The organism is Peribacillus sp. ACCC06369 (genome assembly GCF_030348945.1).
Taxonomy (GTDB): Bacteria; Bacillota; Bacilli; order Bacillales; family DSM-1321; genus Peribacillus.
Genome location: NZ_JAUCEN010000002.1, coordinates 1,362,560 through 1,375,761, shown reverse-complemented (window position 1 = coordinate 1,375,761; position 13,202 = coordinate 1,362,560). Strand labels below are relative to the sequence as shown.

15 protein-coding genes are annotated in these 13,202 nt (G+C 38.9%); 3 read left to right on the top strand and 12 right to left on the bottom strand.

All coding sequences use genetic code 11. The features are described from left to right. The first annotated feature begins 115 nt into the window (after nt 1-115). The gene (locus QUF78_RS07570; RefSeq protein WP_289317393.1) at nt 116-283 is read left to right on the top strand and encodes a hypothetical protein; all 168 of its coding nucleotides are present in this window, start codon (nt 116-118) and stop codon (nt 281-283) included. 125 nt (nt 284-408) lie between these two features. On the opposite strand, the gene cspC is transcribed toward QUF78_RS07570, so the two are convergent. Next, nucleotides 409-609 (bottom strand): cold shock protein CspC, encoded by a 201-nt coding sequence (cspC, locus tag QUF78_RS07565; protein WP_010331195.1) that lies wholly within the window; start codon nt 607-609, stop codon nt 409-411. 301 nt (nt 610-910) lie between these two features. Here cspC and QUF78_RS07560 point away from each other — a divergent pair, with 301 nt between their 5' ends. Continuing rightward, on the top strand, nt 911-1,171 hold the full coding sequence (locus QUF78_RS07560; RefSeq protein ID WP_289324187.1) for a hypothetical protein: 261 nt from the start codon (nt 911-913) through the stop codon (nt 1,169-1,171). A 37-nt stretch (nt 1,172-1,208) separates the two neighbouring features. Here QUF78_RS07560 and QUF78_RS07555 read toward each other — a convergent pair whose 3' ends face one another. From QUF78_RS07555 to QUF78_RS07545, 3 genes are all read right to left on the bottom strand, one after another. Next, nucleotides 1,209-1,796 carry a YdcF family protein gene (locus tag QUF78_RS07555; RefSeq protein ID WP_483313881.1) on the bottom strand — a complete coding sequence of 196 codons (588 nt, stop codon included), beginning with the start codon at nt 1,794-1,796 and terminating at the stop codon, nt 1,209-1,211. Between the two features lie 142 nt (nt 1,797-1,938). Further along, nucleotides 1,939-2,724 (bottom strand): serine hydrolase, encoded by a 786-nt coding sequence (locus QUF78_RS07550; RefSeq protein WP_289324185.1) that lies wholly within the window; start codon nt 2,722-2,724, stop codon nt 1,939-1,941. A gap of 178 nt (nt 2,725-2,902) precedes the next feature. After that, nucleotides 2,903-3,070, bottom strand: a complete 168-nt coding sequence (locus tag QUF78_RS07545) for a YezD family protein (protein WP_289324184.1) — start codon at nt 3,068-3,070, stop codon at nt 2,903-2,905. 536 nt (nt 3,071-3,606) lie between these two features. On the opposite strand from QUF78_RS07545, the gene QUF78_RS07540 reads away from it, so the two are divergent. Beyond that, nucleotides 3,607-4,995, top strand: coding sequence for an amino acid permease (locus QUF78_RS07540; protein WP_289317398.1), 1,389 nt, complete (start codon nt 3,607-3,609; stop codon nt 4,993-4,995). A 40-nt stretch (nt 4,996-5,035) separates the two neighbouring features. On the opposite strand, the gene QUF78_RS07535 is transcribed toward QUF78_RS07540, so the two are convergent. The 8 genes from QUF78_RS07535 to QUF78_RS07500 all read right to left on the bottom strand — a co-directional run bounded on the left by QUF78_RS07535 (nt 5,036) and on the right by QUF78_RS07500 (nt 13,131). After that, the gene (locus QUF78_RS07535; RefSeq protein ID WP_289324183.1) at nt 5,036-6,013 is read right to left on the bottom strand and encodes an aldose 1-epimerase; all 978 of its coding nucleotides are present in this window, start codon (nt 6,011-6,013) and stop codon (nt 5,036-5,038) included. Nucleotides 6,014-6,310: 297 nt separating this feature from the next. After that, a complete protein-coding gene (locus QUF78_RS07530) occupies nt 6,311-6,610 on the bottom strand; it encodes a YxcD family protein (RefSeq protein WP_289317400.1) in 300 nt (99 codons plus the stop codon). Continuing rightward, nucleotides 6,598-7,044 carry a hypothetical protein gene (locus QUF78_RS07525; protein ID WP_289327264.1) on the bottom strand — a complete coding sequence of 149 codons (447 nt, stop codon included), beginning with the start codon at nt 7,042-7,044 and terminating at the stop codon, nt 6,598-6,600. The genes QUF78_RS07530 and QUF78_RS07525 overlap by 13 nt, the downstream gene beginning before the upstream one ends. 199 nt (nt 7,045-7,243) lie before the next feature. Next, the gene (locus tag QUF78_RS07520; RefSeq protein WP_289324182.1) at nt 7,244-8,683 is read right to left on the bottom strand and encodes a C40 family peptidase; all 1,440 of its coding nucleotides are present in this window, start codon (nt 8,681-8,683) and stop codon (nt 7,244-7,246) included. A gap of 529 nt (nt 8,684-9,212) precedes the next feature. Next, nucleotides 9,213-10,277, bottom strand: coding sequence for a sulfate/molybdate ABC transporter ATP-binding protein (locus QUF78_RS07515; RefSeq protein WP_289324181.1), 1,065 nt, complete (start codon nt 10,275-10,277; stop codon nt 9,213-9,215). A 12-nt stretch (nt 10,278-10,289) separates the two neighbouring features. Then, nucleotides 10,290-11,174 (bottom strand): sulfate ABC transporter permease subunit CysW, encoded by an 885-nt coding sequence (gene cysW, locus QUF78_RS07510; RefSeq protein WP_289324180.1) that lies wholly within the window; start codon nt 11,172-11,174, stop codon nt 10,290-10,292. Between the two features lie 11 nt (nt 11,175-11,185). Then, nucleotides 11,186-12,025: a sulfate ABC transporter permease subunit CysT gene (gene cysT, locus QUF78_RS07505; RefSeq protein ID WP_289327263.1), complete on the bottom strand. Its 840-nt coding sequence runs from the start codon at nt 12,023-12,025 to the stop codon at nt 11,186-11,188. Between the two features lie 68 nt (nt 12,026-12,093). After that, nucleotides 12,094-13,131: a sulfate ABC transporter substrate-binding protein gene (locus QUF78_RS07500; protein ID WP_289324179.1), complete on the bottom strand. Its 1,038-nt coding sequence runs from the start codon at nt 13,129-13,131 to the stop codon at nt 12,094-12,096. Nucleotides 13,132-13,202: the final 71 nt, after the last annotated feature.

Here is a 13,202-nt window from a genome sequence, read left to right as displayed (position 1 = left end):
TATCAATGTTTCCACCCATACAGTTAAGGGAAGTCACATAATATATCCTTGGAATATCTTGGACACATTTTTTATTCCCAAATATGTTATACTATTAGTAAAGAGGGTGCATAAATTGAAAAGCAATAAGTATAATACTGGCGAAACAGTAACTATTCAGGATACTAATGAATCAGTAACCATTAATAAATGGGCATATGTAAAAAACATGAAAAGATATTCTTATACTGTAAAAGAACATCCAACTACTTTTTTCTTTGAAGAAGAATTAAAAAAATCTTAATAACACGTCCCTAAAACCCTACTCAGCTCAGAGTGGGATTTTTTTTGCTTACATTCTTTAGCACAATAAAAAACAGACTCCCATCGAGGGAGTCTGTTCATATAGGTTACGATTTAATTTTAAAATTAAGCTTTTTGAACGTTAGCAGCTTGAGCTCCACGAGCACCTTGCTCAACGTCGAAAGTTACTTTTTGACCTTCGTCTAAAGACTTGAAGCCTTCGCTTTGGATAGCTGAGAAATGTACGAATACGTCGTCTCCATTTTCACGTTCGATAAATCCAAAACCTTTTTCTGCATTAAACCATTTAACTGTACCTTGTTCCATTTTTGTTGCCTCCTAGTGCATAACACACATTGTATTACTATTTTCAATCATTTTGGAAAATAACTAGTACCTTCTTCCACAATCAAAAACAATTCTTTATTAGAATAACACGAAATGATTAATATAGCAAATTATCTAGTGATATTTATTTGACAGGGCACATTCTTTTTCCGCTTCCCTATTTCCTTTATTTTCTTTATTTATCCAATTGAATGATTCAGTTATAGATTAACGGGTATATCAGAGTATACGAAACCGTACCATTTTCACTTAAAGAATTAACAACGAGGGAGGTCAACCAATGAAATATTACAAAGTTTCTAATAGCGGTATTGACAGTAAGGTTATTGTAGCCTATAGCGGATATGAGGCACTTGGATTTTATTTAATGGAAATCGATGATCAACTTGGTTTTGTTGATGATATAGATGTGGAAGAAGTGGATGCCGATGAACGAGTCGAGATTTCCTATACCGGTTATCCCGTTTATAAGACACTTAAAGAGTTATATCAAGAGAAAGATTTTCGGGAAGTTCCTAATGTTGTCGTGGAAGTCGAATAATGAAAGTACCCTCCCCCATCTTTAGGAGAATTCGAATTCACCTCCCAATCAACTCTGTCAGATAGTATTTGGTAATAGCCAGATATTCACGGGAATATGATTTCAACAATGCCACTATTGGCGTTTTTGCCGGTATTCCCTTCATGTCCAAACCTTCTTTTTTGGCTATTTCAACGGCTCGGTAGATATGAAAATCATTACTGACAATCAATCCGGAGGCTGATGGATCAGTAATGAGTTCTTTCGAGAAAACAATATTTTCATGAGTTGTTGTAGATTTGTCTTCCATCATGATACGCGCTTCTTCAATTCCCTGCTCGATTAGCCCTTGTTGCATTGCTTTTGCTTCCGAAATATCTTTTCCAGGTCCTTTGCCGCCAGATACAATGGCCAGAGTACGTTTATTCGCTCTTAAATATTCTGCAGCTTTATCAATCCGGTATTGTAATGATAATGATGGAACCGAACCTTTGACCCTTTCCCCAAGAATTATTAGGTAATCGGCATTTTCCGGTATTGGCTGATGAATGCTTTCTTGTATTTTCATGTGTAAAAAACCGAAATAACCCAATAACACAATAAAACCAACTTTCATCGCTCTTTTTAAAGTTTTCCCCCGTTTCATTTTCCTTTCATTATCTAACATTCTTTCTCATCCCCCCTTATAACTAATATGGAAGAGCGGGAAATCATGAATGACTTCCCGCTCTTCTTCTTATAATAGTGATAACCCTGCTGACCATCCCAAAAATATTGAATCGGACAATTTAATCTGCGACCATATCATCATAAATCACCTTTCCAATTTTACTGATTACTTGGCGGCTTTCTTCCTCTGAATTCATATCCTCAGTAAGAACTGCAACATAAACGGTTTGTGTTTCTGACCGAATGATTGCACAATCATGGGCAACTCCCCGAATTCCGCCCGTTTTGCTTGCGACCTTAACCCCTCTTCCCATCAAAGATGGAAGTTTATCCCTTAATTGCTGATTGTCAAATACTCGCAATATTCTTTCTTGGCTTTCTTTCGTTAAAAAGTCGCCTGTATGTATGGCTTTTAAGCAGGTAATCGTATCTTCCGCCGAGATGGTATTGTCCCGACCTTCTTTTAATGCCTTAAAATCCTGCATTTTTCGTTCAAGGACGGTATTTTTCAAACCAAGTTCCTTGATGCATTGATTTATTTCCTCAAAGCCCAACAGTTTCATCATCATATTCGTGGAAGTATTATCAGAAACAGTTATCATCAGTGTCAATAAATCCTCTACAGTTAAAAATACCTTATTCGATAAGACATGCAGGACCCCTGATCCCCCAGTCACTTCATTTTGGGGGATGGTCACTGGTTGATTCAAATAGATTTTCTTTTGTTCGCTTTGACGATAACCTTCGATGATCATTGGTATTTTGATCAAACTCGCTGATTGAAAAGATTCATCCTCGTGATATCCAATCGTATCCCCTAGCTCATTTTCAATTTTATAGGCAATTTTCCCATTAAATGATTCAACTAATTCCAAGATATCATGTTCTATAGTTTGTAAGGTCATCTATCCCCTGTTCCTCCTTAAGATTTCATTAGTCCCTAGAAAAACTCCCTTATACCCTAACTTATTCTACCATGTTAAAAGCAGTACAATCTTCTTGAAAATTCCAAATTGAATAAATTTGTATATTAAAACGAAATAAAAGAGCCTTCGTATCGAAGGCTCACTTAAAAACTGATATTCATCTAGTCTTAACAGCCCGGCCCTTCACTAATGGGAATCGTTTCTTCTCAGTTGTATCCACCTGTGTGATTTCTCCATCATGGACGGTTATTATGACGGATCCATATTGAAGATCTTCCAAGCTTGAAAGGATATGCCTTATTTTCAATTCTTCTTTCTTTTCCATATTATCTCCCCTTCAATACTGGTAATAAAGCTTCGTTTCATACCTAATGTTAAAAAGAGATCGTACGAAATTCTACACGTACTCTTCCCACTTTCAATGTTTTCTTGAGGAACTTGGTTACCTATCATATCCTCATCACTTAACCCTTTCGATTAAGAATAACCCGTTCATAGGAACTCCATATTCCCCTCCCTTCACTATAATAAATAAAAGGCACCCGTCATCTAACAGATTAGATGTAAGGGCGCCTTTAGTTGACTAATCGGCAATATTCAGGAGTTGCAAATGTTATGGAAAAATCCAGTATACGATTTGAAGCAACAAACCGCATTATCCTTACCTATTAACTCGGTTTTTTCTAATATAATCCAATTTAATCCTTTTGTCAATCACACATCGCAATTTTCTGATTAGTCTGTGTACTACATTTTACTTATTTACCACTTTACCAAACTAAACTATTTGAGATATACTATTTTAGTATAAGTTGTCGGTATATAACACACACTTTGTATTTAAGAAAGGGTCGATTATATATGGTAAATAAAAAATGGGGTTTATTGATTTTGACCACATTCGTAATTGGAAATATGGTCGGCGGCGGAATTTTCATGCTCCCTGCTCAATTAGCACAAGTATCCAGTCCATTAGGGGCAACATTGGCATGGATGGTTACTGGACTGGGAGTATTTTTAATAGCTCTGGTGTTTGGTAACCTGGCAGTCCGGAAACCGGAATTGAAGGCCGGACCCCAAAGTTATGCCCAATCATTATTTAAATCCCGGGCTAAAGGAAGGGTTTCAGGATATAGCATGGCTTGGGGTTATTGGGCTGCAAATTGGGCGGCGACAGCTTCTGTCATCATTTCATTTGCTGGTTACCTATCAACTTTTTTCCCGGTGATGCATAGTACGAAAGTGATTTATACTGCGGGTTCGTTTCATCTCGAAATTGGTAAAGCACTAACCTTTGCAGTCTGTTCCATTGCCCTTTGGGGAATTCAGGCAATCTTGGTAAGAAGCTTCAACAGTGCTGGGAAACTGAATCTTTTTGCTACGGTAACAAAAGTGCTTGGATTCTTATTTTTCATCATTATCACGATATTCATTTTCGATTCCTCAAATCTGGGGAACGGTGCTGAATTTTACGATAAGACAGGTTCAGCCATCTCTTTAGGTGATCAAGTGAATGCTGCTGCAATTTCAACATTATGGGCATTCATCGGTATTGAAGCTGCCGTAATGCTTTCAAACCGTGCTAAGTCACAAAATGATGTTAAGAAAGCCACGATTCTAGGTTTACTTATCGCTGTTGCCATTTATATCGGCATTACCTTATTGACGATGGGTGCCATATCTCAAGACGATTTGAAAATATCACAAAAACCACTTGTTGACGCACTACAAGCTGTAGTAGGTTCAAGCGGTACGTATTTAATGGCCGCACTTGCCGTCATTTCCTTATTGGGTTCTACAATCGGATGGATTGTCGTTGCATCTGAAGTTCCTTACCAGGCAGCGAAATCAGATCTGTTCCCGTCCTATTTTGCAAAAGCAAACAAAAATGGCACGCCTGTCCGTTCTATGACAATAACAAATATCATGACACAGATATTCTTATTCTCCACTATTTCGGGAACGATTTTGGAAGCTTATAAATTCTCAATGATCGTCGCTACACTCGCATACTTGATTCCTTACCTTGCATCAGTTCTGTATCAATTGAAATTAGTCATGACTGGGGAAACCTATGACATCATGAAAGGTTCGAGGGTTCGTGATGGCATTATCACCATCCTGGCGTTAATCTACTCGATTTGGGTCATCAAGACAGGTACAGCTGATATGAATACATTCATACTTGGCATTGCCTTATATGTAGTTGGAATCGTTCTATACCCGCTCTGGATGAAAAAGAAAGCATAACCTAAAACACCTTGGCATTCAAAAGTGCCAAGGTGTTTTTTTAAATCTCTTTCATTACCAGTCTAGTTTTCAGCTGAACCGTTTCCCCTGAGCTTAACTCCCTCAATCCAGTCAATCCCTCCGATAAATCCAGATTAGGGGCATTCGTTACCCATGTGTATGGTTCTGGACAGACGAACCCCTCCTGATTGAACAATACCCAAAACTTAAAACTTTGATCGCCATGATAAATGACTTGTATGCCAGCCTCATGGTCAGTGAGAATACACTCGTTTTCCAGAGAACTTTCCTCATCATAGCCAAATAGATCATCAAACAGCCGGCCTTCCAAGCTAAATCCGTTTTGGATTTCCAATGTATTGTCCGTTTCATGAATTTCGCCAGTAGGCAATGACCTTTCATTCAACTCCCATTGTTTATTGACGGGGAGTGATATTCTGCAATCTTCCAACTTACTCCCTGGCCCAAATGGAAAATTGAATACAGTATGATAACCTGCTCCCCACGGAAAGGGTTCAATGCCCTTGTTGGTGATTTCCAATTTTATATCCAATGTTTCACCGCTTAAAGACAAAGACATTTTGACTGTAATATCTTGCGGAAAGCTGCCTTTTAGATAAGCAAAATCACTGCTTGAAAACTCAGTATTAATGACTATTTCATTCCCGTTCACTTCTTTTTTGCAGACTTGCCACGGCTTGTCATGCAAAAAACCATGAATATGATTGGATTTTTCCATTTCATTGATTGGAAACTTATACGTAGTCTCCTTATATGTAAATTGGCCATCTTCAATTCGATTGGGAGGGAACAAGATTGGCATCCCGTATAAAATGGGGACCTTTTTAAATTCTTCCAAACTATCTGGAGTTCGCAGCACCTCAATATCCTTTCGCTTGTACTTCAACGAAAGAAGATTGCTTCCTAAAGATGGCGCAAGTATCGCTTCCACTTTTTCATTGCCGAACTTTATAGCCTTTTCATTTAAAAAAGTGATATCCTCTATATAACCTGTCACTTACTCTCCTCCTTTTGCTTGAACATATATCCATCCTACTTCCAACGACCATTTTTTGCAACAAATGGAATGAAATACACCCAAAAGAAAACATCGGTATTTCTTAACCATGTTGCCAGTAATTAAGATTTTGCCTAGTTTGCTTTAATACCTTTCTATTATCTTAGATTCTTTCTTTTGCACCGATCTACTACCCCTAAACTCGACTTTTGATAGAGTCGTTTTCATTGCATGTATATAGTTTTTACGAATATCTTAAAAAATAAAAAAAGGACGCCTTTACGGCATCCTTTTTTCTTATCGATTACTTTCACTTACTAAAGCCACTATTCCCTCTTCATCATCCAAAACAAGTTCAATACCCGAATATGGATCTTTATTCAAATATTCATCCAGCCATAAGCGAAGCGCTTCTATCAAGTTGATGGTGATTAACACTTGTTTCCGGCCATCGACAAACGTTTCAGCCGAAAAGCCATAATCATCATCATACATTAACTCCACTTCTACCTCATTAGGTTGTACCTGCTTTTTACGGGCAATGTAAACACAAACCGCATTGATGATATCTTGTTCGGAAATCTTTAGCCTCTCCATGGGTTTGGATCCTCTTTCTTCTTCTTATCTTTGAAATATGTGAATATTTTACGGATTACAACGATTAATGCAACAACCGCTAACACGTTGATTAATAGTCCAAGTATAGAACCAAGGGCTCCCATATTGGCGAATAGGCTACCAAAAAGTAATCCTGCCAGTCCGCCTAGCATAATCCCTTTCATTAAGCCGCCTTTAGTAAATGCTTTTCCACTTTTTGTATCAGTTTTTGCTTTATTAGTAGTAGTGGCATCGGATTTCTTCGTTTCTTTATTTTGGAAGTTCGAATTATTATTGTTGTTGCTGTTAAAGCTTCTTTTTCCAGACTTGTAACCCCTTGCATCGACAGACTCCGAATGATCTTGGAATACATAAGTGCCGACTGGAGAGAATGCTAGTGTAATTGTAAGTAATGCAGCCATAAATTTTTTCATCATGTTTTTTTGCCTCCGTTTAATAGTATGGAATGTTGTTTCATTATATCTTTTCCCAGATTAACTGAAAGTCCACATCACCTATCCTTGTTTTATCTTATAGTATTTACGTTGAATATCAAAATAAGTTTCACTTTTTTCGATATTTTTTCAAAAAAAATAAGCAGGGGCATTTACTCCCCTGCTTATTAAGGAACCATTAATTTACACGAACGACACGTCCGTTGAATTTACCTGCCCAATATCCACTTTCCATATTGGCGATTGCAACACCTGTTGAACTTTGGGAACCGATAAATTTGCCGCCGCCGACATAAATACCGACATGCCCATCAGTTTTATAGGTATTGAAAAATACTAAATCTCCAGGTTGTTTTTGACTATTAGATACTTGACGTCCTGCATTTTTCAATGCATCCGTACTGGCTGGAAGGTTCACACCAGCTTGTTTATAAGCCCATGCAACGAACCCTGAACAATCGAATAGACCGTTAGCGATATCGGATGCCGTTCTTCCGCCACCAAATTTATATGTGGAGTTACCGATATATTTATAACCTGCTGTAATTGCAGAGCCTGTATTTGCGCTGCTTGGCTTGCTTGATGCTTCAGTTTTACTTGCTGCAGGTTTATCAGCAGAACTGTTTTTAGTTGAATTTGAAGATACAGATGATTCACCTTTAGATGAAGATGATTCACCTTTAGATGAAGATGATTCACCTTTAGATGAAGATGATTCACCTTTAGATGAAGATGATTCACCTTTAGACGAACCTGATTCCGACGCTTCACCTTTAGAAGAACTTGATGATTCTTCACTAGAAGAATTTGAAGAATTCACTTCTTCAGCAGCACGGTCAAGATCAGCTTTCTCAGATGCTTTACGTTCTTCCTCTTTTTTGATATTTTCACGAATGGATGCTATTTGTGCTTCTAAACCTGCATCTTTATTCTCTAAAGATTGTTTAAGGGCCTCTGTTTCCGCTTCTTTCTTTTCAATCTTTGCCTTCATATTGACAGTTTCTGCTTTTTGATCTTCAATTTGAGATTGCATACCTTTAAGTTCTACTTCCATATCCTTTAGGTTTTGCAATTTTTTCTCTACGGTTGCTTGTTTTTTTTCTAAGTCTGCTTTATCCGCTTCCTGCTCGCTAAGAATCTGTTGGTCCGCTTCCACAATTGTAGCTACCGCTCCAACACGATTAACGAATTCACCAAAGCTTTTAGAACCTAAAACAACTTCAAGGTACTCAACGTCCCCGCCGCTCTCTTGGAATGAAAGGGCGCGCTCTTTCAAGACTTCCTCGCGTTTTGCGATTCTTTCTTCCAACGCTTTAATTTCTTTCTTTAAAGAAACTATATCTTTTTCCGTGTCTTTAATTTCTTGTTTAGTATCTTTGATTTTTTCGTCATTTTCTCTCATTGCCGTTTCAATCTGGGCAATTTGGGAATTCATTTTCGACTGTTCTTTTTTCAGTTCCTGAATAACTTGTTCCGCCTCTGAAATATCCGATTGTATTCCTGTGCGTTGCGATTGAATATCCGAGATATTTTCTTCAGCTTTCACTGATGGTATGGCAAAAGCGCTTCCCAATCCTAGCATAATTGTCGTGTTCAATACGATAAGTTTTTTCTTCAAACTCATTTCCCCTGCTTTCCTCCCCGTGCATTTCCATCGACCTACTTCTTTTTCTCTATGAAAAATGATTAGTCAAAATAAATTGCTGGGAACTCTTCTCTATTTTTTTTACTCTTTATGTAATCTTCTAAGGTTGTAATTATATTAAATACATTTCTGATACTCTACTATGTTTTCACCTAAGTCGTAGTATATCATCAGATTTTGTCAAATACGTAATAATAATGTTACAATTACATTTCAATTTTAACATTATACGTAAGAATTCGACTTTTCCTCGTGATAATACAACCAATATCTTACAAAACCATCTTCGTATTTTGATGCAAGACTTTCTATCTAGTGTTTAGCACCAAGGGACTATAGACTATCGGCAGGTAAAAACTCACATTGTTCGAACGCATAGAAGCCCTTTTGTATCAGATTACAGCTTATTTACCATTGATACAGGAAAGTTCGCTAATATCCCCATTAAAAAACTAAAAAAAACCGCTCTTCAGCGGTTTTTCCGTCAATATTCGACCCATTCTTAAATTCCAGCCATAAAGTCGACAAAAACTTTCAATTCTTTTGGCCGGACGAATACCCTTTCCCCTTTGCTTATTTCCAAATTCAAGTATTGTTCTTTCGTCAGTTCGATTTCCAGCGGTTCGTTTGTATCCTGACGAATGACTTCTATCCGGACAATGGGGCCAATAGTATGAATGTGGTCAACTATGGAAGCAATCGAATCCTTTTCTGATGATGCTCTTTCTATGATAAAGTTATGAGCCCTTACATAACCCGTTCCCAATCCATCTTCACTGCCCGGGGCATTCATTTCCACATTCCCAATTAACAATTTCCCTTGGTGAACGTTGCCTTTGAAAAGATTGACACTGCCGAGAAAATCATAAACAAATGGATTTTGCGGTTGATTATAAACTTCTTCCGGAGTTCCAATCTGTTCAATTTTCCCTTCATTCATGATAACGACCCGATCAGCTACATCCATCGCCTCTTCCTGATCATGCGTCACGAACACACTCGTAACGTTGAATTCATCATGAAGCCTTCTTAGCCAACGCCGAAGTTCTTTACGAACCTTGGCATCCAGTGCCCCGAATGGTTCATCAAGCAAAAGAATATTCGGTTCAACCGCAAGTGCCCTTGCCAAAGCAACACGCTGGCGTTGGCCGCCTGATAATTGGGATGGATAACGATCTTTATATCCTTCAAGCTTGACGAGCTGAAGCAACTCGGTAACCTTCTGTTCAATCACTTTTTTACTTGGCCTTATTTTTCTAGGACGGACCTTCAATCCATAGGCAATATTGTCAAAAATGGTCATATTGCGAAAAAGGGCATAATGCTGGAAGACGAAACCAACATTTCGATCTTTTACATGCTTATGCGTGTAATTCTCTTCATTAAAGAGGATCTTTCCGTTCTCTGCCTGTTCAAGACCCGCAATGATACGCAGTAATGACGTTTTTCCAGATCCGGACGGGCCAAGAAGTGCTACGAGTTCCCCGCTTTTTATTTCCATATTAATGTTTTGGAGAGCTTGATAAGACCCGTAATATTTTGTAACATTTTCAATGATGATACTCATTTCATTCCCCCCCTAACTCGCTTTTGTTGATTTAAAGTCCGTTTTCCATTCTATGAAACTTTTAATGATCAAGGTTATGATTGCAAAAATGGACATCAGGGATGCAACGGCAAAAGCAGCTGAAAATTGATATTCATTGTATAAGATTTCAATATGAAGCGGCATCGTATTGGTCATCCCCCGTATATGGCCCGATACGACCGATACAGCCCCAAACTCCCCGATTGTCCTGGCATTGCAAAGTATGACTCCATATAATAGTCCCCATTTTATATTGGGAAGGGTTACGTACCAAAATGTCTTAAACCCTCCCGCCCCCAGCGTTAGTGATGCCTCTTCTTCAGACGTCCCCTGACTTTGCATGAGCGGGACCAATTCACGCGCAATGAATGGAAAGGTAATGAAAATGGAGGCAATGACAATCCCTGGTATTGAAAAGATCACTTTAATGTCAAAGGTTTGCAGCAATGGACCAAGTGTTCCATGCAAGCCGAAGAGAAGGACAAAAATCAAACCGGCTATGACTGGGGATACGGAAAAAGGCAAATCTATCAACGTTATTAAAAAGTTTTTCCCCTTAAAATCATATTTAGTTATGGTCCACGCAGCCACTACCCCAAATATGGCATTGAGCGGCACAGTGATGAGGACAACGATCAATGTCAATTTAATCGCAGCCAAGGAATCAGGATGGGAAATGGCCGCAAAATATGTTTCGGCACCTTTTTCGAATGCCTTTACAAAGATCGCGATTAATGGGACAACTAAAAACAAAGTCAGAAATAACAATACAATGGAAATAAGGACCCACTGTATGGATTTAGGCTCTTTTGTTGCGTTTCTCGTTATAATGACCGGGTCATTCGTTTTTGCAACCACCGAATTATCATGTTCCAACATGTCCCCTCCTACTTCCCTGAATATCTTTTGCCGGTCCACCATTGTAAGATATTGATGGTGAACAAAATTATGAATGTAATAATGAGCATGACGGCTGCAACAGCTGTTGCCCCTTCATAATCATACTGTTCGAGCTTTGTCATGATGATCAGCGGGGAAATCTCCGTTTTAAACGGCATATTTCCTGCAATGAAGACAACGGATCCATACTCTCCAAGTGCCCTCGCAAAAGAAAGTGCAAAACCCGTCAATATCGCTGGAATCAATTCCGGGAAGATAATTTTAATGAATGTCTGCATTCGATTCGCCCCTAAAGAAGCAGATGCCTCTTCCATCCCTTTTTCGATATTTTCAAGCACCGGTTGAACCATCCGCACTACGAATGGAAGTCCGATGAATATAAGTGCGATGATAATCCCGATAGGAGTGAAAGCGATTTTAAAGCTGAAAAATTGCCCGATCCATCCGTTCGGTGAGTACAAAGTCGTCAAAGTAATCCCTGCCACAGCAGTTGGGAGGGCAAAAGGCAAATCAACCAGCCCATCGATGATCCGCTTGCCGGGAAACTCATAACGTGTAAGCACCCAGGCAATTAAAACGCCAAAAACTGCGTTCACGAAGGCCGCAGTTAACGCTGTCAAAAAACTCAATTTATACGAAGCGACAACCCTTGGTTCAGTTATGGTCGCCCAAAAATCCTGAAATCCCATTGAAAATGTGTTTAGAAAAACCATCGATAATGGGATCAAAACGATGATGGTGAGATATAGCAACGTAAACCCCATCGTCAATCCAAAACCGGGTATGGTCCTCTTTTTCTTCTGTTTTCCTTCTGTCGCTATATTCATCGCTTCGCCCCAGCTCTTTTTCTGATTTATGAAAGAGAAGATGTGAATATCCATCTTCTCCCCCATGCTTATTGCGGTTGATAAATTTCGTCAAATGTACCACCGTCATTGAAATGTGTTTCCTGGGCTTTTTTCCACCCGCCAAACGTATCATCGACAGTCACCATATCTATATTTGCAAATTGGTCTTCATATTCAGCGAGATGCTTCTCATCCCTTGGACGATAGAAGTTTTTCGCGGCAATTTCCTGACCTGCATCCGTATATAGGTATTCCAGGTAGGCTTCAGCCACTTCCTTGGTTCCTTTTTTCTCTACCACTTCGTCGACAACAGCTACCGGTGGCTCTGCTAATATACTGATCGAAGGATTGACGATTTCATATTTGTCATCACCGAATTCTTCAAGTGTTAAATAGGCTTCATTCTCCCAAGCGATAAGTACGTCACCAATTCCCCTTTCTACAAAAGTGGTGGTTGCACCACGTGCCCCTGAATCCAGGACTTCAACATTCTGATAAAGTTTTTTCATGAAATCCTTTACTTTTGTTTCGTCATTATCGAAATTCTTCTCTGCATAAGCCCAAGCTGCCAGGTAATTCCACCTTGCCCCTCCGCTTGTCTTTGGATTTGGTGTAATTACGGAAACATCCTTTTTGGTTAAATCATCCCAATCTTTAATACCTTTAGGGTTATCCTTTTTTACCAAAAACACAATGGTTGAGGTGTAAGGTGTCGAGTTTTCCGGCAGACGTTTCTGCCAATCCCCCGCTAATAGGTTACTAGCTTCATAAATGGCATCAATATCATAGGCCAATGCCAATGTAACGACATCCGCTTCCAATCCATCAATGACAGCCCTACCCTGTTTACCAGATCCGCCATGGGATTGTTGAATCGTTACATCCTGACCCGATTCTTCTTTCCAGTGCTTCACAAACGCTTCATTGAATTCCTGGTACAATTCGCGTGTCGGATCGTATGACACATTCAATAGCTCAAGTGTCTTTGACTTTGATGTCCCGTCCCCTTCCGTTTTTTCCGAGTTACATCCTGCAAGTACACCGAAGGCTAATATCAAACTTGTCAATTTCATCAACTTTTTCATGGAATTCCCCCTGTTTTTTTGCAACAAAAAAAGCACACTACTTCCCTTTTAATTTTTTTTCCAAGGAGATA

Excerpts from the sequence above, each read along its gene's own strand:
- QUF78_RS07555 (WP_483313881.1), bottom strand. The coding sequence starts at position 1,796 with ATGAAACGGGGGAAAACTTTAAAAAGAGCGATGAAAGTTGGTTTTATT.
- QUF78_RS07545 (WP_289324184.1), bottom strand. The coding sequence starts at position 3,070 with ATGGAAAAGAAAGAAGAATTGAAAATAAGGCATATCCTTTCAAGCTTG.
- QUF78_RS07530 (WP_289317400.1), bottom strand. The coding sequence starts at position 6,610 with ATGGAGAGGCTAAAGATTTCCGAACAAGATATCATCAATGCGGTTTGT.
- QUF78_RS07500 (WP_289324179.1), bottom strand. The coding sequence starts at position 13,131 with ATGAAAAAGTTGATGAAATTGACAAGTTTGATATTAGCCTTCGGTGTA.
- QUF78_RS07515 (WP_289324181.1), bottom strand. The coding sequence starts at position 10,277 with ATGAGTATCATCATTGAAAATGTTACAAAATATTACGGGTCTTATCAA.
- QUF78_RS07540 (WP_289317398.1), top strand. The coding sequence starts at position 3,607 with ATGGTAAATAAAAAATGGGGTTTATTGATTTTGACCACATTCGTAATT.
- cysT (WP_289327263.1), bottom strand. The coding sequence starts at position 12,025 with ATGAATATAGCGACAGAAGGAAAACAGAAGAAAAAGAGGACCATACCC.
- QUF78_RS07525 (WP_289327264.1), bottom strand. The coding sequence starts at position 7,044 with ATGAAAAAATTTATGGCTGCATTACTTACAATTACACTAGCATTCTCT.
- cspC (WP_010331195.1), bottom strand. The coding sequence starts at position 609 with ATGGAACAAGGTACAGTTAAATGGTTTAATGCAGAAAAAGGTTTTGGA.
- QUF78_RS07560 (WP_289324187.1), top strand. The coding sequence starts at position 911 with ATGAAATATTACAAAGTTTCTAATAGCGGTATTGACAGTAAGGTTATT.
- QUF78_RS07550 (WP_289324185.1), bottom strand. The coding sequence starts at position 2,724 with ATGACCTTACAAACTATAGAACATGATATCTTGGAATTAGTTGAATCA.